Source organism: Paraburkholderia sp. MM5477-R1, assembly GCF_050436385.1.
Lineage (GTDB): Bacteria > Pseudomonadota > Gammaproteobacteria > Burkholderiales > Burkholderiaceae > Paraburkholderia > Paraburkholderia tuberum.
This window is the reverse complement of the sequence record NZ_JBNDMC010000005.1, coordinates 1-23,892: the sequence shown is the minus strand read 5'-3', so window position 1 is coordinate 23,892 and position 23,892 is coordinate 1. Positions and strand designations below refer to the sequence as shown.

Here is a 23,892-nt window from a genome sequence, read left to right as displayed (position 1 = left end):
TTCTGTCGCGCTAACGATTACAGCTTGAGCAAAGCGTGATATCGGTAGTACTACTCACGCTACCAACGAGTAGAATTGTTCGGCTGCAGTCGGGGCGACGCCATCGTCACACATCTGCCCCTTGCGGATCATGTGTGCGATTTCTATGCCAGACAGGATGATGCGCGCACAGCGGAAATCCTTGAACCCCAGCATCGGTTTGATGATGCGTTTAATGGCACGGTGATCCTGCTCGACGACGTTGTTCAGGTATTTGTTTTGACGGACCTTGATCGGTGTTAAACGCTCGGCATTGAGCGCTTCAAGCGCAGCCAGATTCGCGCCACTCCTGTCCACGGTGATTGTCTCGGGCTCGCCGTTCTGTTCAATCGCCTTCTCGAAGTAGCCGCGCGCCGCGGCCTTGTCCCGATGGGCGCGCAGCAGGAAATCCACCGTATTACCTGTCTTGTCGACGGCACGGTACAAGTATTTCCATTGGCCTTTGACCTTGACGTAGGTCTCATCGACCCGCCAGCTCTTGCCCACAGGCCGTTTGCGTTTGCGGAATGCTTTTTCAAGCACCGGCAGCAGCTTAATAACCCACCGGTGCACGCTCGAATGATCCACCTCGATACCCCGCTCGGCTATCATTTCCTCGAGGTTACGTAGGCTCAGTGAGTACGCCACGTACCACCGCACGCACAGCAGGATCACGTCCAACGGGTAGTGCAGCCGCTTCAGTACCTTGCCAATGCCAGCGGGCAGCGTCTTGCGCGGCGTTTGCGTCTTTGCCATGATGCTTATCATGCGTTGCGGTCCACGGATTTTACTTGACCGCGTTAATGCGACAAAACCAGCGATCAGCGCAGCCGTCTCAGCGAACGTAGTGAGCCGCGCGGAAACATCGCGCAGCACCGCGCGCTGCTCAAGCTGCGCGAGGCACGTACGATCACTGTCGCGTACATCCTGTTGCAGCGCGAAGAAGTCCGCGTCGGCATCTAACAACGGCTTCAGTTGCTTGAGTGACATAGACCGGTTGCAGTCATTTACATGCGTCAGGCTTCCCGACCATACGATCCCAACTCTCGGCCGTCGAGCAGAGCCTGCAAAAAGATCGTCCCATTGACGTACAAGCGCGTCGTCTGCGTGAATATATGGACCGGTCACCGCGAGATCGGGTGCACGAACCTTGAGCGCAAACGGTAGACTCAGGGTCGGAACGTGATAATCGAAATGCGGCACCTGTCCTGTCTCGCCGATGACTTCGGCCGCACCCTGATAATTCTTGAGAAGCGGCAGCAGTGCATCCTGAACACGCAACACGACCCGAGCTCCAACTGCACTGAGTCGATCCACGAAACGCACGAATTGCAGCGTGTCGCCGAACCCCTGCTCGTGATGAACGAGTATTGTCTTGTCACGTATCGGTTGGGTGCCGGTCCATAGGGTGTTCTGCGGAAATCCGTGGCTATCGGTGCCATCGCGCCAACGCCATTCATATTCGCGCCAGCCGTGTTCGAATTCGCCGAGCAGCAAATTCGTCTGAGCCCGATTGGTGCGGGCGCCGACGTCGTTCGGATCGAGCGAAAGCGCCTTCTTGAATTGAAGCAACGCCTCATCAAAGCGTCGCAGATCTCGCAACGCGACACCGAGATTGACGTATGCGCGCACGAAACGCGGCTTGAGCGCGATCGCCTGCCGGTAGGCATCCAGTTCGTCCTCATAGCGCTCCAACTTGCCGAGCAGCGCGCCCCGGTTGTAATGCGCTTCGGCTGAATGTGCCTGGATTTTGCACAGATGCACCAGGATTTCGAGTGCACGCTGCGGTTCGCCAAGCTGTATCAGCGACATTGCGACGCCATGCAATGAAGCGGCATGGTTTGGAAACTGGGCCAGGCAGCGCTCGAACAGCGCTATCGCATCATCGTGACGTTGCGCCAACTGACACACCTGCGCGGCGAAATTCAGGTGTTCCGCCGACATGGACATGTGCGCCGATGCCTGTATCAGATACGCCGCTGCACGTGCATGATCGCCCTGTTTGGCCGCGATGTAACCGAGGCCCGCAAGAGCTTCACCGTGGTCGGGGACGCTTGCCAGAATACCGCTCAGCAGACGCGTTGCATCGTCGAATTGACCGGCCATGAGGTTCTTTTGCGCGGCAGCGAGAGCGTGTTCAGTGTCGTGATTCATGGCGATGTAGGGCGGCGCAGAATGCGATCTGTCGACGGGTGGGGAAACGCCTCATTGTACGGCGTCGCGTAACGCGGGCCTCCAGATCGAAGCAATGGCAGCCGTCGGTTCTCTGCGTATGGAAATAGCGACGATTCCGGCGACGCGGAGCCCTGCAATCCTCCTTTCCGATTGCTACGCAAGACAGGTCAACCCTAGTGGCTGTCGTATGTTGAATGGGGAACGGACGGTCGCAGGTTGGGTTCCGGCGGCTGCTTTTGGCCGACTGTACTCATTCGCCGAAGCCGCCCCTGAGCTGCCGTTGGAAATTTCGATGACAGCTCTTGGGTACCTTCATTGAACTGGTGCTCTCGGCCATTAGGCGACGCCCGAAGCCTACGCATACGGGACGTCGGTTTGTCCGCTTCACAACAATCAACAGCCGCCTACCGCTCAGAGTCCACGCGGGCAGCTAGAGGCAACGCGGGTTTTCGTTTCTTCTCGCGGCGTGCAACTGAATTTGCTATCGAGTTCCTTAGAAATTCATCAGGCGGCTGATATTGCAAACACTTCAGTGCTTTCCGACAGCCTCCGGGTTATTGCTGCTCGCCCGTCGTCGCCCGAGGGTCGTCAAAAGCATGTTGCGCACGACTGCGAGTGCCTGTTCCGGTGCATGCGAGGCATCAAACCCATGCACAAAATCCGTCAGACGCCATTCAGCCTGCATCAAATCATTGGATCCGCTCATGGATCAATGCTCCGCGGAAGGTTCGAGGTTGCCGGTGGTCTCCACTTTTCCCCTCGCGATACCAAGCGCCTCGCGCAGCACTAATAGATCGCCGATGTGGTTGGCCAGCAGCAGGATCAGCCGCGCGTTGAGCGTTGAACTCTGCTCATCGGTGAGGTCGCGATGAGCATTGATGAGCGCCTCGTAAAAATCGTCGCCGGGAACGAACGAATAGAAATAGCGTTTGCCGGGTTCAGCAAAATTGGGCTGCGTAGTCAGTGCCATTCTGAGTCCTTCAATCGTTGCACGTCGCGCGGGCAATCGCACTCCGTACCTTCATCGGGTCAAGCTCGCGCCAGCGTGCTGCGACATGCTGGTCGGGCCGCACAAGATAGACGCTCCCGGGAGCGAGATCGTATCGCTCGCGGACGCGCCCCTTGATGTCGATGAGCGTGGGAATGCCGCTAGGGGCGCTGCCACCTTCCGCCACCACAACTGCTTCGACCAGAATCGGCGCATCCGAAAGTTCGGCGAGCGCCTGAACAGTCGCCGCATCGAGCGCTGACGCGTCCTTCGTGAAAAGGAGTAGCGCGAAGCGATCACCGAATGCCCCGAGCAGCCATGAGTGACCGCCACCGGTCACCGGCGCATCGGCCATCGGCGCCCCCGGCACCATGTTGCCGGCGAACGGTGACGCATCCGGCGTGTTAAGACTCGAGTCGATCAGGATCGTGGGCACCGAGAGACGGCCAGAGTTCACCAGCGCCCGTGCAAAAGGCTGCTCCCCGGCCAGCCCCAGTAGCGCATCACGGAACGTTTTGCTGATGTTGCTTTTCGGGGTAATGAAATCCGTCGAGCGCGTCGAGTTCCTGATGTTGTCGTCAGCAGCCAGCCCGCGCTCTTCCGTGTAGGTGTCGAGCAGCGCCGGCGGCGCCTCGCCTTCCATCACGAGCTTGAGCTTCCATACCAGGTTGTCGGCGTCTTGTATGCCCGAATTGGCACCCCGCCCGCCAAAAGGAGAAACCTGATGCGCGGAATCGCCGACAAAAAGCACCCGGCCATGGTTGAAGCTGCCCATGCGCCGACACTGGAACGTGTAGATGCTCACCCATTCGAGCTCGAACTCGCGGTCGTCGCCCAGCATCGCTTTTATGCGCGGGATGACATTCTCTGGCTTCTTTTCCTCTTCGGGGTCGGCCTGCCAGCCAAGCTGAAAGTCGATCCGCCAGACGTTGTCGGGCTGACGGTGTACGAGCGCCGACTGATTACGGTGAAACGGCGGATTGAACCAGAACCACCGCTCCGTGGGGTAATCGGCGTTCATGACCACATCGGCAATCAGGAACCGATCCTTGAAGATTTTCCCGTCGATGTCCAACCAAAGAAAGGTGCGGATTGGGCTGCGCGCGCCGTCCGCAGCGACGAGCCATTCCGTGTCCAAGGTGTAGTCCCCCGCAGGGGTCCTGACCTGAAGCGTCACCTCATGACCCTGCGGCATAATGCCGATGACCTCGTTCTTGAAACGGATCTCGAGATTCGGCAACTCGCGAGCGCGTCGAAGCAGAAACTCTTCGAGGTAGTACTGCTGAAGGTTAATCATGCCGGGGCGATGATGGTCGGGCTCCGGGCTGAGATTGAAGTTAAAAACTTCCGTCTCGTCAAAGAATGTACGGCCGACGTTCCAAGACACACCCTTTTCCATCATCGGCCCGCTGCAGCCGAGTCGGTCGAAGATCTCGAGCGTGCGTTTGGCGTACGCCACCCCGCGTGAGCCGAATGAAACAGTATCGTCGTTGTCCAGGAGAAGCACCGGCGTCCCCTGGGCGGCCAGGTCAATAGCGGTAGTGAGACCGACCGGACCGGCGCCGACCACGACCACCGGGTAGCGCCCATGGGGAACGCCATTGAGCTCAGGCGGACGCACAAATTCGAATTTCTCGTACTGATAGGTACTATGCACTGTCAATGTCTCCAGATTACAACCTTGCGTAACCGCGCCGCCAGGTCACGCCATGCAACGCCGACCCGGCGCCCGCCCGCCACGCCAACCCCTCGTGTCACGTCTCGTGCTTCAGACTTCCCGTGCGTGCTGCCAGCATGAACGCCACGACAAGGATTGCGCCGATCAGGGCGGCCACCCTGGGATAGGCCAATCCTGCATACATGTTCCCGTTCGCCGCGACGATCGCGAAAGCCGCTGCAGGAAGAAATCCTCCAGTCCAGCCGAAGCCGATGTGGTAGCTCACGGAAAGCGCGGTGAAGCGAATCCTGGCTGGAAACAGTTCAGTCATTGCCGCTGCTAAAGGTGCGTAGGTCATCGCTGAAAAAGTGGCAAGGGCGACCAGCAGCAGGAAGACCATTGGCCGGTTCACACCGTGCGGCGGGGCCTTCTGCGGGTATCCGGCCGAGTCCAGCGCACCGCGCAGCGAGGCGGCGAAAGCTTTAGCCTTGACTGGGGCGTCCGGCCCGCTGCCTTCGTAAGAAGCGACGACCTTATCGCCCACCCTGATGATTGCACCGGCACCCGCGCTCGCTGTCTCATTCGTGTAGCTGATGCCGGCGCGGACAAGCGCACTCTTCGCGAGATCGCAGGACGTATGAAGCTTCGACGTTCCGAGTGCATTGAATTGCGTGGAGCATTCGTGCGGATCGGCCACGACCACGACGGGCGCCGTCTCAATGGCGCGTTCCAGCGCCGGATTGGCAAAATGCGTCAGGCCGCGGTAGATAGCCGGATAACAAAGGACAACCAGAATGAAACCTGTGCAGATTACTGTCTTACGCTCGATCTTGTCGGACAGCACGCCGAAAGCGAGAAAGATCGGAACCGCCATGACGAGCGAGAACATTGAAAGCAGATTGGCCGTTGCGGGCTCAACGCGCAGCACCTCAGTCAGGAAAAATGGCGTGTAGAAAAATGCGCTGTAAAACGTCACCGCCGCGCCGGGTCCAAGAGCGAACAGCGAACAGATCATTGCGACGATGTTGCGACGACCGGTGAACGCTTCCCTGAGCGGCGCGCGTGAGACCTGGTGTTCGTTGCGCAGGCGTTCGAATTCAGGTGATTCGCCCATGCGGGTACGCATCCACAACGACAACGCCAGCAAAACCAGCGATAGCACGAACGGCACACGCCAGGCCCATTCAAGAAAAGCCGCCTCGCCAAATGTAGAACGCGTGCCCTGCACGACCAACTGAGAGAGAATCAGACCAGCGATCGGTGCAATCTGGAGCCACGAGGTATAGAAGGCGCGCCGATTTGCCGGAACGTGTTCCGCGACGTACACCATCGCCCCTCCATTTTCGCCGCCCAACGCGAACCCCTGCACAAGCCGCAGCCCGACGAACATAACGGGGGCGAGGACGCCGACGGTTGCGTATGTCGGCAGCAGACCGATGAGCACGGTCGCGAGTCCCATCAGCGCGACCGTCACGACGAAAACCTGTTTTCGACCGAGCCGGTCGCCTATGCCGCCGAAGACCATCGCGCCAAGCGGCCTGACGAGAAAGCCTGCCGCAAATCCGAGCAACGTAAAGATCAGCGACAGCGCGGGATTGACACCGGAAAAAAACTGCTTGCCAATCACGGCAGCCATAGTGCCGACGAGGAACAAATCGTACGCCTCGAAGCACGATCCAAGCGATGCAGCAACCACAATCTGGTAAAGGCTCGCGCCCGAGCGCTTTCCTGCGGAATGTTCAGGCAAAGCTGTGCCTGCCGCGAGGCTCGCGGCGGTTTGATCGGATTTCATTTTGTCTCCTCCATCCGGACGATGGTGGACCGGCTTTGGACCAAACCCTTTGGGCATGTCACTGGGTTGCCTTGTCCTTCACCGATCCAGGTGATTCCTGGGTAGCCGCTTATCTCTTACGGACAATACGGTTCATGTTTTCCTACCAGCGGTGGGCCAAGGCCACCGCCGCTCCTTACATCCTCACGTCACCCGTCACGGCCGGCGCGCGGGAAGCACCGTCGCGCGGCACTCACCGAACCCGATGCGACGATAGCCGTCTCGTTCGCACCATCCGCGCATGATGACTGTGTCGCCGTCCTCCAGGAACGTGCGGGTTTCTCCGCCCGGCAACGTGAACGGATGCTTGCCGCCTTCCGTGAGTTCAAGAAGACAGGCGCGCGAAGCCGGATCGGGGCCTGAGAGCGTCCCGCTGCCGAGCAGGTCGCCTGGGCAAAGATTCGTCCCGTTTGATGTCTGATGTGCAATCAGTTGTGACATTGCCCAATAAGCGTCCGGATAACGCGAGATGGACAAGCTCGCCGGAGGTGCGCCGCTGGTTCGCATCTGCGCTGACTGCAACAGGGTCTCGACTCGAATATCAATCGAACCACGTGTCGCCAGCTCCGGACTCCAAAGGTGCGGCATCGGCGCAGGATCACCTTCAGGCCGAGAGAAGCCGGTGCGGTACGGCTCGAGCGCCTCGAGCGTCACGATCCACGGCGACAGGCTGGTGAAAAAGCTTTTCGCAAGGAACGGCCCCAGCGGCTGATATTCCCATGACTGAATGTCGCGCGCGGACCAGTCGTTCAACAGGCAAACGCCGAATACATGCGCGTCAGCATTCTGGATGTCAATTGCCGTGCCGAGTTCGTTTCCTTGTCCGATGAGTACACCGAGCTCGGCTTCGTAATCAAGTCGCCGGCTGGGCGCAAACTCCGGCTCGGCGCTGCTCGGGTCCTTCAGTTGACCGGTTGGCCGACGGAAATCCTGTCCCGACACACGAATCGAGGACGTACGGCCGTGATAGCCTACCGGCAGCCAGCGATAGTTTGGCAGGATCGGATTGTCGGGCCGGAACAGACGGCCGACGTTTGTCGCATGGCTGAGCGACGAGTAAAAGTCGGAAAAGTTCTCGATGCGCGCCGGAAGAGCGTATTCAGCGTCCGCCTGCGGAACGAGGCATTCGGAAACCTCCTTCCGCTGAGGACAGTCCTCAGATAGCAGGAACGACACAGCCGAGCGCACAGCGCTTCGCTTGTCGGACGATAGCGCCATGTAATCGTTGAGCGGCGCACGTGCGGCCGCCTGCGCTGCCTCACGCGCTTCTGCCGGAAAAAGACTCCTTGCCAGAGCAGCGCCTACATCAAGAATTTGATCGCCGATTGCTGTGCCGCCTCGGAAATCTTCGCCTCGCGAAGCCCGCCGGAATACGCCGTGGGGAAGGTTCTGAATTGGAAAATCCGTCGCGCCGTCATTTGCTGAGCGGACCCAGCTCTTCCGTGAAGCGTCATGGGTATGATTGGAACGGGTCATGTTCACTCATTTCCTTCCGCAGAGGTCTCGTAGCGCTTGCGCTTAATCTGTCCGATCAACTCAATCATGGCGGCGGAGACGTCCCGGCCTTCGGCTTGCGCCGCTGCTTTCGCGGCGAGCCATTGATTAAGATCTTCCTGTGCCCGGGTAGTGTGCTGGTTCCATGCAGGATCGATCGGCGTCGTCAACTCAAGCCGATATCCGTTCGGGTCCCTGAAATAGATGCTCTGAATAATGCCTTTGTGATCGACGGGGCCAAGTACATCTACGCCCTGGCTTACCAGCCATTCCTTCCAGCGCATGAGCTCGGCCGTATCGCTCACTTCAAGCGCGATGTGGTCGAAGACGTCGTAGGCGGGATGCGACGGAGACGAGGGCAAAGGCAAATCGGTGCATTCGAAGAACGCCATCGTTGATCCGTCCGCCATCCGGAAGAAGATATGGAAATAGGGAAAGGCATCACCCGTAGACGGCACGTGATCATCCATGATCGCGCTCGCGAGTTCCATTCCGAGGATGCGGCCGTAAAAGTCGGCAGTCGCACCGACGTCATGCGTGACGCGTGCATAGTGATTGAGCATATTCGGCCGCAGTCCCAGCTCGGAGGCCGAGCGGCGCGATGCTAATGTGGAAGTTTGCATATCGACTCCTATCTGTCGTAGTTAGACCGGCACGGGGGCGCGATCGATGACTTGTGCCAGCACGTCCGTCAGGCACTGCGCGAGATCGACACCTACTGGAGCAGTTGTACAGCGCCACGCAACGTGCTGATCCGGGCGCAGCAGGATTGCGCCGTCATCCTGGATTTCGCGTACGTTGCGCCATTCGCCCGAAGGATCGCTTACCTGTGCGTCGTCGGCGATGACCACCACCTCGACGGGCATACCGAGCCTGTCAGTGGTCTCCTTTGCCGCCGTTTCCCAGATGTCCGGCCGGCCGGTAATAAGCACAAAGCGATCAGCCCGTGCGAGATCAAGGCTGGAAATTTTCTGCGCCCCGCGCGCCAGCCATGCATGCGCGATGCGATGGCCGGGGCGCGTGGTCGGAACGAAGCGTTGACCGAGCGGGTCGCGAGGCGGAGGCGATGTGTTGTCGCTCACGAGCGCACCGGTGTCATACCGGATGCCGATTTCGAGGTCGTGCGCCTGATATTCGGTTTGGTGAACCTTCATCAGTTCATTGAACCGGGCACGTCGTGCATCTGCGTCGTCGCCCTCGGCGAGCAAGGCCTTGAAGTTTGCCTCGCTGCCCCGCGGATCGCCCGGCACGATGCCGATGGCTGCGTTCGTCACCTGATAATTTCCGAACGTGAACAGTGCCCAGTTGACGTTGCGCTCGGCGACCGGGCGACGTTCGCTCTCATAGCTGTCAAGCAACCCGGCGCCGGCCCGGCCCCGAATCACGGCAGCCAGTTTCCATGCCAGATTCTGTGCGTCGTGCACAGCGGAGTTCAGGCCAAGCCCCGTCGTGGGCGTGTGTCTATGTGCGGCATCGCCTGCCAGAAAGACGCGGCCAAACCGATAGCGATCAGCCAGCACACCTTGCACGATCCATTTGCCGACGCTGAGCACGCTAACGTCGAGATCAGGAATCTTCAACAATGCGCGGATGCGAGGCACGAGCGTAGCCGCCTCGTAATTTTCGCTGCTGCCGGGCTTGAAACTGAAGTGGAACATCCATTCTTCTGAGCGACGGTCGAACCGCGTCGGGCCCAGCTTACCCAGCACGCCGCTACCCCATGCTTTGGTGTCGCCTTCGGGATTCGCAAACCAGAACGTGCTGACGTTGTCGTCGTCGATATAAGCCGACAGATCTGCCGCGAAGTAGACGGTCACCATCTCCAGCAGTTCGGGCGTACCTTCAAGACGCGCACCGACGCACGGACCGACCGTTTTTCCACCGTCGGCAGCGACGACGTATTGAGCGCGAACCTGATAGTTTTCGTCAGCGATGCGGTCACGCACGGTCGCGATGACCTCGGTCTCGCTTTGCTCGATCGACAGCAACTCGTGACCGAAGCGCATCTGCGCACCACCCATCTGCTCCGAATGCGCCTTGAGCAGCGGCTCAAGGCGCACTTGCGGATAAACGGTGCTCTGGCACGGACTATCTTTCTGATACGTAGACGCCAGGGAACCGCCGCCCCAGGCTTCGAGTTCGTAAAGCGTCTTGCGGTCCCACGGGCGATCTCCGCCCAGACTCGTGCACCAGCGCATCTTGCTGACGTATTCGATCGGCAATGATCGTGCGTAGATTGCGTCGGCAAGCCCGTATTGACGAAACACCTCCATCGTGCGCTGATTCAGGTACCGCGCCTTCGGCATCGGCGACTGCTGCGGGTGCCGCTCGATTAGCAGCGATTCAACGCCAAGGTTGGCCAAAAAAATAGATGTGCTCAGCCCGCAACCGCCTCCACCGACGATCAGTACCGGTACATTGACTTGTTTCAAGATTGCTCTCCTCATCTTCAGCAGCTTGCGCAACGGCTACTGGCCGAGCCGGCCGCGCAACTCCGTTTTCAATACCTTGCCGTAACTGTTTTTTGGCAACTCATTGGTGAACCGGTAGTGTTTCGGGCGCTTGAAACGTGCAATGTGCTGCACACACCAGGCGTCCAGTTCGTCGCGGGTCGTTTGACGGCCCGCGTGAAGCACCACGAAAGCCACGGGCACCTCACCCCATTCGTCGTCTCGCTGTCCCACAACCGACACTTCCGACACCGACGGATGAGCCAGCAACGTTTCCTCTACCTCTCGCGGATAGATGTTGGAACCGCCCGAAATGATCAGGTCCTTTGATCGGTCCTTCAGCGTGAGAAACCCGTCCTCGTCGAGACTGCCGGTATCGCCCGTGTAGAGCCAGCCGTTGCGGATCGCGTCGCGCGTAGCGGACGCATTGTTCCAGTAGCCGGACATGACGGCGGCGCCGCGAACAACGACCTCGCCTGTTTCTCCTTTCGGGGCGGAGCTTCCATCTTGCGCCACGACGTCGACTTCGACGAGCGACTGTGCGACACCTACCGAAGCGGCACGGGCCAACCAATGAGCATGCTTCCGATCTGAGAGATGGTGACGTCCGAGTGCGGTAATTGTCATCGGGCTTTCGCCCTGCCCATAGATTTGCACGAGGCGCGGACCCAACACTTCCAAAGCCTGCTGCAGGTCATTCACGTACATCGGTCCGCCGCCATAGATGATGGTCTTGAAGCCGGCGGGATCGGCATCGACCGCGCGGAAATGATCGACGAGCCGTTTGACCATCGTCGGTGCCGCGAACATCGCGAGAGGTCCGGCGCGCGCGGCCAGACCAGCCAACTCCTCGGGCTCGAATCCACCCGACCGCGGCACCACGTGACGCGCGCCTCGCAAAATGTACGCATAGTGGTAAAGTCCGGCGCCGTGAGACATCGGCGCTGCGTAGACCATTGCGTCTTCGGGGCTGACATCGTCCACGTCAATGCAATAGCACGCCGTCATCGCCATCAGGTTCCGGTGTGTCTGCATGACGCCTTTCGGTCGCCCAGTTGTTCCGGATGTGTAGAACAACGACGCGAGATCGTCGGGCTGACGGTGATGCAGGTCGGTCGGTGCATATTCGACCGCATGCAGGTATTCGTCCGAGCCGAACACGACGCAGCGCCGCTTACCGCATTGCATGTCGCCCAATGTCGACAGCAACTCGCTCGAAACGAACAGCACGTCGGCCCCGGCGTCATCCAGGATGTACTCCAACTCTCTGGGATGCAGCTTGCAGTTAGCGGGCACGGAAACGGCACCTGCCCAATAGATGGCCTGAAGCGCCTCCAGATATTCGGGACGGTTGGCGGAGTAGATGGCAACCCGGGCACCAGGCCGTACGCCGCATTGCTCGCGAAGGAAACCCGCTAGTGCCGCCACGCGTGCTGCAAGTTGCCCGTATTCGAGCCAGGGTTCGTCGCCGTGCAGAACCGCGAGCCGCTTGGGAAAGATCGCTGCCGTGCGCTGCAGCCAGCGCGCGATGTTCATCGGCTGCGCTCCAGAATGCTGACATAGCTCGCCACCGCGGAGCCTCCCATGTTGAAGACGCCTGCGAGGGAGGCATCGGGAACCTGCATCGCGCCTGCCGTATTGGTCAGTTGCATCGCAGCGATCACGTGCATGGACACGCCTGTGGCGCCGATCGGGTGGCCTTTCGCTTTGAGGCCGCCCGAAGCGTTGACCGGAAGTCGCCCTCCACGGGCAACGACCCCTTCTTCGATAAGACGATGGCCTTGGCCAGCAGCGGCCAGGCCCATCGCTTCGTAGCTGAGCAACTCGGCGATCGTGAAGCAATCGTGAACCTCGGCGAACGACAAGTCGTCAACCGCGCAACCGGCACGCTCGAGTGCGCCGCGCCAGGCACGCTTCGGACCTTCGAACGACGCAGCATGGCGGCGCCCCAGCGGCAGATAGTCGTTGACCTGCACACGGGAACGGATTGATATCGCACGAGGAAAATCTGCGGCCGCATCGCTCGAGGCAAGCACCAGTGCCGCAGCGCCGTCGGAGATTAGCGAGCAGTCGGTCTTGCGCAGCGGTGGCGCAATCATCGGATTTTTTTCAGATACGGTATTGCAGAACTCAAAGCCGAGATCTCGCCGCATATGCGCCCACGGATTGTCGACGCCGTTCGCATGATTTTTTGCGGCTATACGCGCGAGCGCCGACGAATGGTCTCCGTACTCCGCGAAATAGTCCTGCGCGATTGAGGCGAAGATTCCCGGGAAGCCCCCGGGTGGACTTCCCGCCTCGCCCGAGTATGCGCAGTTACCAAGAATCCGCGTAACATCTTCGCCGGATACATCGGTCATCTTTTCGGCGCCGATTACCAGCGCGGTACGCGCACGGCCCGCCTCGATCGCATCGCATGCCGAGTAAATTGCGGCGGCGCCCGACGCGCAGGCGTTCTCAACGCGCACCGCCGGCTTCCATCGCAGCCCATCGCTGCAATTCAGCGTCAGTGACGAAGCGAAGATGTCCGGGACCAGACCACCATTCAAGTTGCCCAGCCAGGTGCCGTCGATTTCTTCGCCTTGCAGGCCCGCATCCTTCACGGCTTCGCGGCCGGCCCGCACGATCAGATCCTCAAGGCTTGCGTCGTCGAATCGGCCAAACGGCAAGTGCGCCCAGCCTACAATCGCCACTCCCATCGCGTTCTCCCATCAGTGTGCATTTGGGAAATTTACCCGCGTCATCACCGGGATGGCAGTCGTCGAATTACATTAGGGTGAACACCGGTAAGATGCGTCTTAACTTCATTTCATTAATCCGCGTTTCTCCGGGCGTAGGACTTACAACGTGGCAACGTGGCGCAGAGGTAGTGCAGAAGGTCACCGATCGCGCCCGAGTAGCTTGCCGATCAGTTCTCCCGTCGTCATGGCTGCATACTTGCGCATAAGCCGGGCACGGTGTGCTTCAACCGTTCGATGACTAATTTGCAGCTCGCGCGCGATCTGCTTGCTGCTTTTTCCCGTCACCAACAGTTGCGCGACCTCGCGCTCGCGCCGAGTCAGGTCGCGGGTCACCCGACGGACCGACGAAATATCCTCGAATGCCCAAATCGCAGTTGCAAATGGATCGTCTCGGTTCATTGAGCGCCCGGAAACGTGGCACCAGAACGGGCTGCCATCAAGCCTTTGCATGATGCGCTCATCAGAATAGAAGCCCGTCTCCTTCATCACAAGCCATGCGCGCTCGCCGATGTGTCGAAACTCGTCCTGGGAGGGGTAAAGGTATTCCAGCGAGCGTCCAGCCAGTTCGTTGGGCGCACACCCAAAAATTTCACCGAACGTGTAGTTGCAAGACACGATGACTCGCTGCCTGGACAGGAGCAGGCCAACGGGTGCCATGCGAAACGCCTGCGCAAGATCGTCAGGCAGATACGGCGACTCACCGGAACCCACGTCGGTAGCCAGTCTGTCATCACTGGAACCCTCTCCTTCCTGGTTGACGGTGGGCGGCGCCGCCTTTATGGAAACGACTTCGGATCCAGCAGAAGGATGCGCGGTACGGGATTGTCCGTGGGATCCGGATCGTTTTACCGGCCTGTCCATGTTCTGCCATATCCGGCCGACAGTGGAGGCGGAAACGTTAGACTCTCGTGCGACGTGACGGGCGCTGCTTACTGCCGTGACACCGTCGGGCTTGCGAGATGCAATCGCAGCCACCGTCGCTTCGCCGATTCTTTGGGGAGCCCCGCTGCGAGGAAGATCCGTCAAGCCCTGCAGGCCATCCATGATGAACCTTCTGCGCCATTTGGAGACTGTGTGCGCCGTCGACTGAACGCGAGCGGCCACATCAGCATTGTCCAGTCCCTCTGCACAAGCCAGGACGATTCGGGCGCGAAAAGCCAGCGCTGGACTATTGCCGCCGCGCTGCGCGAAGTCGTTGAGCGCGGCTCTGTCCTCTGGACTTAACGACAGATGCAGTTTCGGCCTTCCTTTCATCGCCTGGGCTTCAGCCGCCGGACAGGTCAATCGGCCAGACGACTTATGTAACGAACATACCAAGCATCATACCCGTTGAACTGATACATAGGCTCCGTCCAGCCGTCGGACTTTCGCGGTCTCTGTTGCGTGCACCGTCGGCTTCGCCAAGGAAAGCAGGACAAGCAGAACATTGTCGCTGCCGCATGCCGCGTGGTTGGTTAGAACCGTTAGCTTGCATGACTAGGACTGTACGGGCGGTAAAGGGCGGGCAGTAAAACAACCAGCGCAAGCGCTCTTGACTGGTAAGCACGACTTCAGGTCATGCTTACTGCGTCTCAGTGCGCATTGCGAGCCAAGTGGTACGTCGTGCAATTCAGTCGAGGATCTTTAAACCTTCAGGAGGCTCGCACGGTATTGTTCCCATATTGGCCGGCACTGAAATTTCCAGGAACTCGAAATCTTCCGAGATCGCCGTTTCATTGTGTTTGAGACCAGGTGGAATATAAAGCGATTCGCCAGCGCCAACCCGAATAACTCGACCATCTTCGAACTGAAGATCTATCCAGCCTCGGAGGGTGAAAATAAACTGCGTTTCGCAAACATGGTAATGCCAACCGGTCTGCTGCATCACGCCTGTCGCCACGGTCACCTGCGCCCTCATTCGACCGTCTGTGGCGTCGGAAACACCGAGATCCCGATAATTGAAGAATGTTCGGCGACCTGCTACTAGTGGGGCTGTTTCCGTCGTAGCGTATGCGAGTTTCTCTAAAAGATCAGCGGAGACGTTTGCGGCCTCGGGGGAAAGGGTACCGCTGTAGTGTTCCATTGAATGTTCCTTAATTTAGCCGGTGGGTGCCCAGGTGTTCTCGTCAAGGCGAGGTCAAGCTTTCGCGACTCTAAAGCCAGCGCAAGATTGTGAAAGGCTCACAGGGCAGCGCGTGTCTCTTCATTGAGCCTCCATCGAATTTACCGGCTTGGATTAAAGGCAAACAGTCGCAGAATTACATCAGGGAAAACCCTATTAATTCTTGCGTTATCCGCTACAGGCAAGTCGTTGTACTTCTTCGGAACGCCGAATGGATGTGTGACGGAAGGGCATTCGCTGTTGAGGAAGGGGCGTAACGTTGGACGCATGAGCGCTCGAAGGTCGCCTGGGCGGCGGCATCCTCTAAGGGTTGACGAAGGGATTTCGGGGATTCAACTCCTGGAGCATCGGTTCCGCCTTCGGACATTTCTGCCGATTCCGTCGCTGCGTCTGGAGGCGCGATCGACTGCTTAACCTTGGGAAACGGGCGTCCGGGTTAAAGACGGTGGACGGCGGCTCAGGGTCGCAAGTACTCGTTCGCTTTCCGCGGGACGAGTCATTCGCGACCACCGACCTGTGAATGACAGGAAGGCGCCCCATACCCGTCTGACCGGCACCGATGCTCGAATGACGGCTCAGGCCGATTCGGGTAAGAAGACCGGATGGAACCGGTGTGGCGGAAAAATAACGGCAGACAATATATTTCCCATCAACTCAAGGGGAGTTTGTCATGGGAAGCATTCAAAACCGGGAGCCTTGGAACAAGGCCAAGCTGATCGGTCAGAAGCCGCCGTTGAAGCCAAAAGACGTCTGGGCAATCCGGATTCACCTGCAGAACGCGCATGCGGTTCGCGATCTTGCGTTATTCAATCTTGCGATCGACAGTAAGCTGCGCGGTTGCGATCTCGTCAACCTGCATGTCCGCGACGTGACTCACGGCAATCAGATACTGCCGCGTGCGATGATCATGCAGAGCAAGACTAAACGGCCCGTGCAGTTTGAGGTCACGGAGCCAGCTCGCACTGCCGTTGCTGCATGGATTGAGAAAGCCAAGCTGAGGTCCGATCAGTACCTATTCCCGAGTCGGCTTTCTCGCTCGCCGCACATTTCAACGCGACAATACGCCAGGATGGTTCATCAGTGGGTCGCTGCAATCGGTCTTGATCCGACCGCTTACGGCACGCACACGATGCGCCGGACGAAGGCCACCTTGATCTACAAGCGGACGAAGAATCTTAGAGCCGTTCAACTCCTGCTTGGTCACAGCAAATTGGAAGCACTGTTCGATATCTCGGGATTGAGGTCGACGATGCCCTCGAAATATCTGAGCAAACTGAAATCTAACATCGGGACGTGGCTGCGCGACAGGTTGCTGGCCGCCAGCCGCGCTTGCGCCACGGCTAAACTGCGCTTTTCGACCAAGATCCGTCATCCACCGCCAAGTTCGCTGGCTCCGTAGCTGGAACGCCCGGTGCACCATGGTCTACCTCGCTTTGTTGCCGGTGGGCGCCGCAAAGCGCAAGCGGCTCTTCACTCGTTCGGCCAGGAAAGAGACCGCCTTGTACGTCCGGTCGGCTATCATGCCTATCCTCTCCGAAGTAGCTCCTTATGATTTCCGTCCGTAATGTCACGCTGCGCCGCGGCGTCAATGTCGTACTCGATAGCGCGTTCGTCACCTTCACCCCCGGCGAAAAGATTGGCCTTGTCGGCCGCAATGGCGCCGGTAAGTCGTCTTTCTTTGGCCTTCTCAACGGCACGCTGCACGAAGACGGCGGCGAGTTCTCGATTCCCGCTTCGTGGAAGATGGGCCAGGTCGCGCAGGAGATGCCGGAGACCGAGCAGAGCGCGACGGACTTCGTCATCGAGGGTGACGCCATACTGCTGGCCGCGCAGGCCGAAGTAGCTGCCGCTGAGGTCAGCGACGACGGCATGCGCATGGCCCACGCCTATATGGCCCTGCACGACGCCGGTGCACACGATGCCCCCGCACGTGCCCAGGCGCTGATCCTGGGACTTGGCTTCAGTGCTGCGCAGCTTGGCCAGCCGGTCAACAGCTTCTCCGGCGGCTGGCGCATGCGACTGCAACTGGCGCGCGCCCTCATGTGCCCATCCGACCTGCTGCTGCTCGACGAGCCGACCAACCATCTCGACCTCGACGCGCTGATCTGGCTGGAAGCCTGGCTCAAGCGCTATCAAGGAACCCTGGTCGTGATCAGCCACGACCGCGAATTCCTCGACGCGGTGACGCAGGTGACGGTGCACGTCGACAACGCCAAGCTCGTGCGTTATGGCGGCAACTACAGCAAGTTTGAAGAGATGCGCGCAGAGCAGCTCCTGTTGCAGCAAGCCGCGGTGGCCCGGCAGGCGGACAAGATCGCCCATCTGCAGAAATTCATCGACCGCTTCAAGGCCAAGGCGTCGAAGGCGAAACAGGCGCAGAGCCGGGTCAAGGCGCTTGAGCGCATGGAGAAGATCGCACCGGTGCTTGCCGATGCGGAGTTCACTTTCGAGTTCAAGGAGCCGCTCAATGTCCCGAACCCGCTGTTGTCGATGCTGGACGCGACCTTCGGCTACCCCGCGCCGACCGGCGCACTGCCGGGCACGCCGCCCACGGTCATCGTGCGGGGCATCAACCGTTCCGTGCTGGCCGGGCAGCGCATCGGCATTCTCGGTGCCAACGGCCAAGGGAAGTCCACGCTGGTGAAGACGGTGGCGCACGCGCTTACGCCGATTACCGGCGAAATCAGCGAAGGCAAAGGCCTGAACATCGGCTACTTCGCCCAGCAGGAACTCGACGTGCTGCGCCCGCTCGACACGCCGATGGAACACATGATCCGCCTTGCCAGGGACACGCCGGTTCAAATGCGCGCCCCCGGCCAGAGTGGAACCGAACAATCGCTTCGCACCTTCCTCGGCACCTTCAACTTCAGTGGCGACATGGTCCATCAGGCGGTTGGCACGATGAGCGGCGGCGAAAAGGCGCGGCTCGTGTTGTGCATGATCGTGTGGCAGCGTCCCAACCTTCTGCTACTCGATGAGCCCACCAACCACCTCGACCTGGCCACACGCGAAGCGCTAGCCATGGCGCTCAACGAATTCGAAGGCACGGTGATGCTGGTCAGTCACGACCGGGCCCTGCTGCGCGCGGTATGTGATGAGTTCTGGCTGGTCACCAAGGGCGGCGTCGAGCCCTTCGACGGGGATCTGGACGACTACCAGCAGTTCCTGCGCGACGAAGCCCGTCGCATGCGCGAGCAGGCTGCCGCAGAGCAGAAGGTCATCGCCTGAGTTATCTCTTGGCGGGTGGCGCGCGTTGCATGGCGGGCGACGCGCGGACGTTCGCCAACGTCTTCAGCATTCGTGCGGACAAGCGCGCTCCAATGCAAGATATCGGCCAGCAGCGGCCATTTGTGAGAAAAGCTCGAATGGCTGAAGACAAGCTGAGATCGGACAACCCGCCCCGCGTGGCGTTCGTTCCGCCGAAGATATGTCCGCATACCAGAAGCGGCACGGTACGATGGTGGCCCTGAGGCAACCGTCAGTCTCTTGACCTCGCATACATCGTTGATGGGCGCAGCCCTGTGAATATGCCCCAGAGGAGTAGCCCATGCCGTCCGAGCACGCCGATGTCTTGTCACAGGTACTCAGGCTGATTCGCCTTCGCGGAGATCATGTTTTCCACGGCGAGCTGGGCAGTTCCACCGAAGTGATTTTTCCGCCAGGGCCGGCAACGTTTTTGCATCTGCGTGCCGGCGAACTGTCGGTGTCTCAACGCAATGGCCCCTCCGTGACGCTGCGGTCAGGCGACTTCGTTCTTTTGCCACATGCGGACGGACATACGATTCGAAGCAAGCCGGGCCGGAAAGCACATCAACGCTTCGAGGCGGCGGTGGACTTTACCCCCAGCAGAGATGCTCAGACGTTCAAATGGGCGGCTGATGACGGCATGGCAGGATCCTTTCTCGCAGGATCATTCTATTTTGACGGGGCGCCGTTACGCTCTTTGCTCACCGGGCTTCCCGGTCTGATTCATCTGACATGCGACAAAGTCAGCGAGCCCCCTTGGCTGGCCTCTATCTCGCATTTCCTTGACGTGGAATCGCGTAGCGCCGGCCCAGGGTCATCGCTGATGATCTCGCGGCTTATTGATCTACTCGTTATCCGCACCTTGCGGATGTGGGTCAGCCAGCAAGGCGATCGGCTCGGCTGGCTGTCCGGACTTAGCGACGAACGCGTAGGCCGTGCGTTGAACGCAATGCATCTGGAACCTGACCGTGCATGGACGGTCTCGGCCCTCGCCGAGACGGCGATGATGTCGCGATCGACGTTCTCGGATCGCTTCACGGCGGTGGTGGGACTTCCACCGTTGCGTTACCTGACACGCTGGAGATTGACAATCGCAGCAGACTTGCTAAGCGGAGGGACCCTGAAGGTGACCGAAGTGGCCCACGGTGCCGGCTATGGTTCGGAGGCTGCCTTCAGTCGCGCCTTCAAGGAGGAGTTTGGCTATCCACCGCGTGACGCGCATCGAATCGCACAGACCGGGGCCTTTGTCGCGCGAAGTGCGGAACTCCTTTGAGAGTCCTCTTTACACCGTTGGCTTGATTCGTCAGTTGAAACTGTCATTGCGGCGGTTTCCTTTCAATGGCATCGCGTCGGTCCCCAGGCGGCGCCGATCTGCTCGCTTGTCCGAGTGCGTCGATCGTACGATGGATCATGCAAATCAGACGCCGAGATATGGTCAGTCTCGAATACATTCTTTAGAGTGGATAGCCAAGGTCCTCCGGTATCTGAATAGGAGGAAAGGCTCTCACGCACTATGGTTCGGATCTCTCATGCTCAGGCAGCTCAGACGGTTTGCGATAACACTTCTCGTTGCAGCACCCACGCTTCCGTCATGCGTCTGGATCGGAAGCTGGAGCGGAGCCGCTAGCTTCACCGTCGTATAGGCGGCATGAAGACCGGGCATGCCGCGATGCATAAGTAACGTCGGCTGATCTCGGGCAATTCGTCGATCTGGTGCCGTTCAGTTCCGCCCCAACATAATAGAGTTCTGGATTCCTAAACGGAATCGAGAGATCGAGGCATGCCCACGGATCTTTCAAATGCAGGTTTCAATTCACGACATCGGCACCGATGTCTCTTCAAGGAAGCAATGTAGATGAAACTCATCCTCGCTGTTCTCGCCATGTCAGCATTCGCCTTTGGTACCGGTGCGATGGCTGCGGAAAAGCCCCCCATCGTTCTGGTCCACGGCGCTTTCGAAGACGCCCAGGTCTGGGGTTATGTCACATCCAGGCTTCAAACCGACGGCTTTAAGGTGGTGGCTGTTGATCTGCCAGGGCGTCCGGGCGCGCCAGCCACACCGGACAAAGTCAGCCTTGACCTCTATCGCGACACCGTGGTCGCAGCGCTGAACAAGTCCCATCGCCCGGCCGTCGTGGTCGGTCACAGCTTCGGCGGCATCGTCATCGCCGACGCCGCGGAAACGGCACCGAAGAAGATCAAGACTTTGGTCTTTGTTGCTGCCTACCTGCCGCAAGACGGCGACTCGCTCGTTTCAATGGCCAGTAAGGATGCCGACGCCAAGATCGGCCCGCACCTGCAGATCGATAAGGAAAAGGGCATTGCCTCCATCGAATATCCGGCACGTGCCGATCTGTTTGCCAATGGAGGTCCTGACAAACTACGCGAGGCAATCGCGGATCTGATCCTGGATGAACCCGTCGGCCCGCTGGCTACGCCTGTACACGTGACTTCCCCCAACTTTGGTCAGGTCGACAAGGTCTATATCCACACAGCCATGGACCAGGTCATCAGCCCCTCGTTCCAGGCCGAGATGGTTGCCGCCACCCCCGTGAGAGCCGAGTACTCCCTGCCGACCGGTCATACGCCGTTCCTCATCGATCCCGACGGTCTGGCAAAGGCGATCGAGGCCGCTGCGAAATAGGCGGCTTACGGTCGGTCCGGGGAAGCGAAGGCGGGAGGCTTCGTCATCCCGCGCTTTGCCTTCGAGTGTGTTGCTCTGTGCAGAGGGCTGCGGTATCCGGGCTTCCGCGCATCGTCCTGCAGGCCGCTCTTCGATGGTCTGTGCCGGGATGCTCTTTCCAATAGAAGCATACGCGTCCGTTGTCTTCGACAATTTCTCGTGTTTTCAAAAGGCAGAACCGATATGTCCCGTCTTCAGATACCCGCCACGATCGCAGATGCACCAGCTGCTTCTCAGCCCTTCCTGGAGGCCGTCAACAAGAAACTGGGTGTTGTACCGAATCTGTTTCGTCTGATAGCCAACAGCCCCGCGGCGCTAGAGGGGTACCTCGGTCTGGCCGGAGCCTTGGCAAAAGGCGCACTTCCAGCACAAACCGGCGAACGTATAGCTCTCGCCGTCGCCGAAATCAACGGCTGCGACTATTGCATGTCGGCGCACAGCTATTTAGGAAAGAACGTGGCGAAGCTTGACGATGCGGAAATGTCCGCCAATCGAAATGGCGGCTCGAATGAACCAAAGGCTGCCCCTGCCGTGCAGTTCGCCGCGAAGGTCGCGCACGAACGTGGCCGCGTATCCGACGAAGATCTGCGCGTCCTCAAGGAGGCCGGCTACACTGATGCGCAGATCGTCGAGATTGTCGTGCACATCGCACTGAGCGTCTTGACGAACTACGCCAACGTCGTTGCAAACACGGAGACTGACTTTCCCGTAGTGCGTACATATCAGGGCCTGAACAACGGGACTCGCACGCTTCTTGATACGTGATGCGTTGACCGAACTGATCGATTGCGTCAATGCATCGTAACCAGGACAAGCATCCGCGAGCGTATCGAGCCTCAACCGACGAACGTCGTTCGGTGTATCGGACGGTTGAGCTCACTGCATCGCGCTAATTTCATCAGGCCAAGTCCATTTCCTTTTCACGTTACGTTGAGCCCGAACATGAACGTATCCGAACGCCTCGCGCAAGCGGGCCTAAAATTGCCATCGCCCATCAACCCACTTGGGTCCTATCGAACGGTTTCCGTTTCGGGGAATCAACTGTATGTATCGGGGCTCGGCCCTTTCGAGGATGGCAAGCCAATCGTCGGAATGGTCGCCCGCGATATTTCTCTGGAAAAGGCTCAAGACGCGGCGCGCCTAACGATGCTCATGATCTTGGCCTGTGTCGAACAGGCCTGCGGACTCGACAACGTCCGGCGATGCAGCCGGCTAACAGTTTACGTGCGTACAGCACAGTCGTTCACCCAGCATCCGCAAGTGGCCAATGGCGCCAGTGATCTGTTGCTGACCCTGTTTGGGCAAGACAATCTGCCGGCTCGAAGCGCGCTGGGAGTGCATTCGTTGCCGATGGGCATCCCGGTTGAGATTGACAGTATCTTTGAGTTGAAGGGGTGACGGGCATGGCTCGACGCCGCGCACATACGAGCGCAATGACGCGAAATCCGCATCCCCAGCGGGAGGAGTTAAGCGCACGCCAGAAAACGGACGTAGCGAATTTAAAGATTTCCGATCAGCCGATCGAATATGCTGGGCCTTGTGTCCCGAGGTGGTCGTCCAACTCTACGACGCGATGCTCGCACTCTACCCCGACCACGCTAATCCGGGCTCGCTCTGGGGCGCGGCGAACTCCGCCAGGAAGGCCGCGTAGGATTGCTCCGCACCACAACGAAGCTATGGAATCCCCAAAGGAATGCTGACCATGCACAGGACGTTATTGGCCGCTGCCACCACCTTGACCGTCTCCGCCGGATCTCTCGCGGCTGCTCCTGCCGCTTACAAGGAGCCGCTGGACGCTCAGGCCTTGAACACGATCAAATCAGAGTTCGGCGAGCTCATGGAATTAGCCAACCGGCACGATTTCAAGGCTCTGCACGAGATGTTCTGGCAATCCCCCTCGGCCCTTCTCGTTGCCAAAAGCGCAATTCCCTCCGAGGGGAACTGGGCAGGCTTCTGGGGCAACGAGGCAATCGATCGGAAGCTGCACGACATCGGCACCTCCGGCCCGGTCGTCCTCCGACCGGATTACTCAAAGCTCAAGGTCGTCGGCTTGACGCCGGACGTAGCGCAATCCTACGCGCCGGTGAACATCACGGTCTCGTATGCAGGGCAGGACGGAACTCCCAAGCCGTTTCTGATGATCATCAACTGGATAAAGGTCGGGAAGGACTGGAAGGTTGCTTCTGAGATCATCCTGCCCGTACCTCCTGCACCCGTCGCAAAGGGTTAGGCCTTCGCGTGCCGGTGTGCGGAATCCAGACTGAGACCTGGCTGCTGGCAGCAGGTCTCGCTCTATTTGACGTCCGTGAGCTGCAGTATCGAGCGACGGCTCAACTCCGATACCCGCCGTTGCACCTCTGACCGCTCGACTGTCAGCAATGGGGTCGCAAGTACTCGTTCACTCCAACGATATCTGACATTCGCATTAACGACGGAGCGAACGGCGGCAATGCGCCTATGAACTGCCTCACAGCGGCCGACACTCCAACGGCCGCAATGGCCGACGAC

General features: G+C 59.4%; 18 protein-coding genes and 2 pseudogenes. 7 read left to right on the top strand and 13 right to left on the bottom strand.

The genetic code is table 11. The features are described from left to right. Positions 1–54 precede the first annotated feature (54 nt). The 13 genes and pseudogenes from OKW35_RS12455 to OKW35_RS12395 all read right to left on the bottom strand — a co-directional run bounded on the left by OKW35_RS12455 (position 55) and on the right by OKW35_RS12395 (position 15,416). Positions 55–786, bottom strand: coding sequence for an IS6 family transposase (locus OKW35_RS12455; RefSeq protein ID WP_429552776.1), 732 nt, complete (start codon positions 784–786; stop codon positions 55–57). A gap of 720 nt (positions 787–1,506) precedes the next feature. After that, positions 1,507–2,124, bottom strand: a pseudogene (locus OKW35_RS12450) (tetratricopeptide repeat protein); the annotation flags it as partial. Between the two features lie 598 nt (positions 2,125–2,722). Then, the gene (locus tag OKW35_RS12445) at positions 2,723–2,899 is read right to left on the bottom strand and encodes a hypothetical protein (protein WP_184061838.1); all 177 of its coding nucleotides are present in this window, start codon (positions 2,897–2,899) and stop codon (positions 2,723–2,725) included. Between the two features lie 3 nt (positions 2,900–2,902). Next, on the bottom strand, positions 2,903–3,163 hold the full coding sequence (locus OKW35_RS12440) for a DUF2783 domain-containing protein (protein ID WP_429552161.1): 261 nt from the start codon (positions 3,161–3,163) through the stop codon (positions 2,903–2,905). A gap of 10 nt (positions 3,164–3,173) precedes the next feature. Beyond that, complete coding sequence (locus tag OKW35_RS12435; RefSeq protein WP_429552160.1) at positions 3,174–4,838, bottom strand: FAD-dependent oxidoreductase; 1,665 nt, start codon at positions 4,836–4,838, stop codon at positions 3,174–3,176. Between the two features lie 97 nt (positions 4,839–4,935). Continuing rightward, positions 4,936–6,630, bottom strand: coding sequence for an MFS transporter (locus OKW35_RS12430; protein WP_429552159.1), 1,695 nt, complete (start codon positions 6,628–6,630; stop codon positions 4,936–4,938). Positions 6,631–6,825: 195 nt separating this feature from the next. After that, complete coding sequence (gene fahA, locus OKW35_RS12425; protein ID WP_429552158.1) at positions 6,826–8,145, bottom strand: fumarylacetoacetase; 1,320 nt, start codon at positions 8,143–8,145, stop codon at positions 6,826–6,828. Between the two features lie 2 nt (positions 8,146–8,147). Beyond that, positions 8,148–8,786 (bottom strand): VOC family protein, encoded by a 639-nt coding sequence (locus OKW35_RS12420; RefSeq protein ID WP_184061709.1) that lies wholly within the window; start codon positions 8,784–8,786, stop codon positions 8,148–8,150. A 21-nt stretch (positions 8,787–8,807) separates the two neighbouring features. Beyond that, positions 8,808–10,595 (bottom strand): FAD-dependent monooxygenase, encoded by a 1,788-nt coding sequence (locus tag OKW35_RS12415; RefSeq protein WP_184061823.1) that lies wholly within the window; start codon positions 10,593–10,595, stop codon positions 8,808–8,810. Positions 10,596–10,631: 36 nt separating this feature from the next. Then, complete coding sequence (locus tag OKW35_RS12410; protein ID WP_184061710.1) at positions 10,632–12,149, bottom strand: AMP-binding protein; 1,518 nt, start codon at positions 12,147–12,149, stop codon at positions 10,632–10,634. Continuing rightward, a complete protein-coding gene (locus OKW35_RS12405) occupies positions 12,146–13,312 on the bottom strand; it encodes an acetyl-CoA acetyltransferase (RefSeq protein WP_429552157.1) in 1,167 nt (388 codons plus the stop codon). The genes OKW35_RS12410 and OKW35_RS12405 overlap by 4 nt, the downstream gene beginning before the upstream one ends. Positions 13,313–13,492: 180 nt before the next feature. Continuing rightward, complete coding sequence (locus OKW35_RS12400) at positions 13,493–14,608, bottom strand: LuxR C-terminal-related transcriptional regulator (RefSeq protein WP_429552156.1); 1,116 nt, start codon at positions 14,606–14,608, stop codon at positions 13,493–13,495. Positions 14,609–14,963: 355 nt separating this feature from the next. Then, entirely contained in the window at positions 14,964–15,416 is a 453-nt protein-coding gene (locus OKW35_RS12395) for a cupin domain-containing protein (protein ID WP_184061713.1), read from the bottom strand. A 709-nt stretch (positions 15,417–16,125) separates the two neighbouring features. Here OKW35_RS12395 and OKW35_RS12390 point away from each other — a divergent pair. The 7 genes and pseudogenes from OKW35_RS12390 to OKW35_RS12360 all read left to right on the top strand — a co-directional run bounded on the left by OKW35_RS12390 (position 16,126) and on the right by OKW35_RS12360 (position 23,614). Continuing rightward, positions 16,126–16,739: pseudogene (locus OKW35_RS12390) on the top strand (tyrosine-type recombinase/integrase). A 264-nt stretch (positions 16,740–17,003) separates the two neighbouring features. Further along, positions 17,004–18,683, top strand: coding sequence for an ABC-F family ATP-binding cassette domain-containing protein (locus OKW35_RS12385; protein WP_429552155.1), 1,680 nt, complete (start codon positions 17,004–17,006; stop codon positions 18,681–18,683). Positions 18,684–19,002: 319 nt separating this feature from the next. After that, positions 19,003–19,974 carry an AraC family transcriptional regulator gene (locus OKW35_RS12380; RefSeq protein WP_184061716.1) on the top strand — a complete coding sequence of 324 codons (972 nt, stop codon included), beginning with the start codon at positions 19,003–19,005 and terminating at the stop codon, positions 19,972–19,974. 582 nt (positions 19,975–20,556) lie between these two features. Next, positions 20,557–21,345 carry an alpha/beta fold hydrolase gene (locus tag OKW35_RS12375; RefSeq protein WP_429552154.1) on the top strand — a complete coding sequence of 263 codons (789 nt, stop codon included), beginning with the start codon at positions 20,557–20,559 and terminating at the stop codon, positions 21,343–21,345. 222 nt (positions 21,346–21,567) lie between these two features. Beyond that, complete coding sequence (locus OKW35_RS12370; RefSeq protein WP_429552153.1) at positions 21,568–22,149, top strand: carboxymuconolactone decarboxylase family protein; 582 nt, start codon at positions 21,568–21,570, stop codon at positions 22,147–22,149. A gap of 177 nt (positions 22,150–22,326) precedes the next feature. Continuing rightward, positions 22,327–22,782, top strand: coding sequence for a RidA family protein (locus OKW35_RS12365; protein ID WP_026225479.1), 456 nt, complete (start codon positions 22,327–22,329; stop codon positions 22,780–22,782). A 295-nt stretch (positions 22,783–23,077) separates the two neighbouring features. Next, positions 23,078–23,614 carry a hypothetical protein gene (locus tag OKW35_RS12360; RefSeq protein ID WP_260321228.1) on the top strand — a complete coding sequence of 179 codons (537 nt, stop codon included), beginning with the start codon at positions 23,078–23,080 and terminating at the stop codon, positions 23,612–23,614. Positions 23,615–23,892 lie beyond the last annotated feature (278 nt).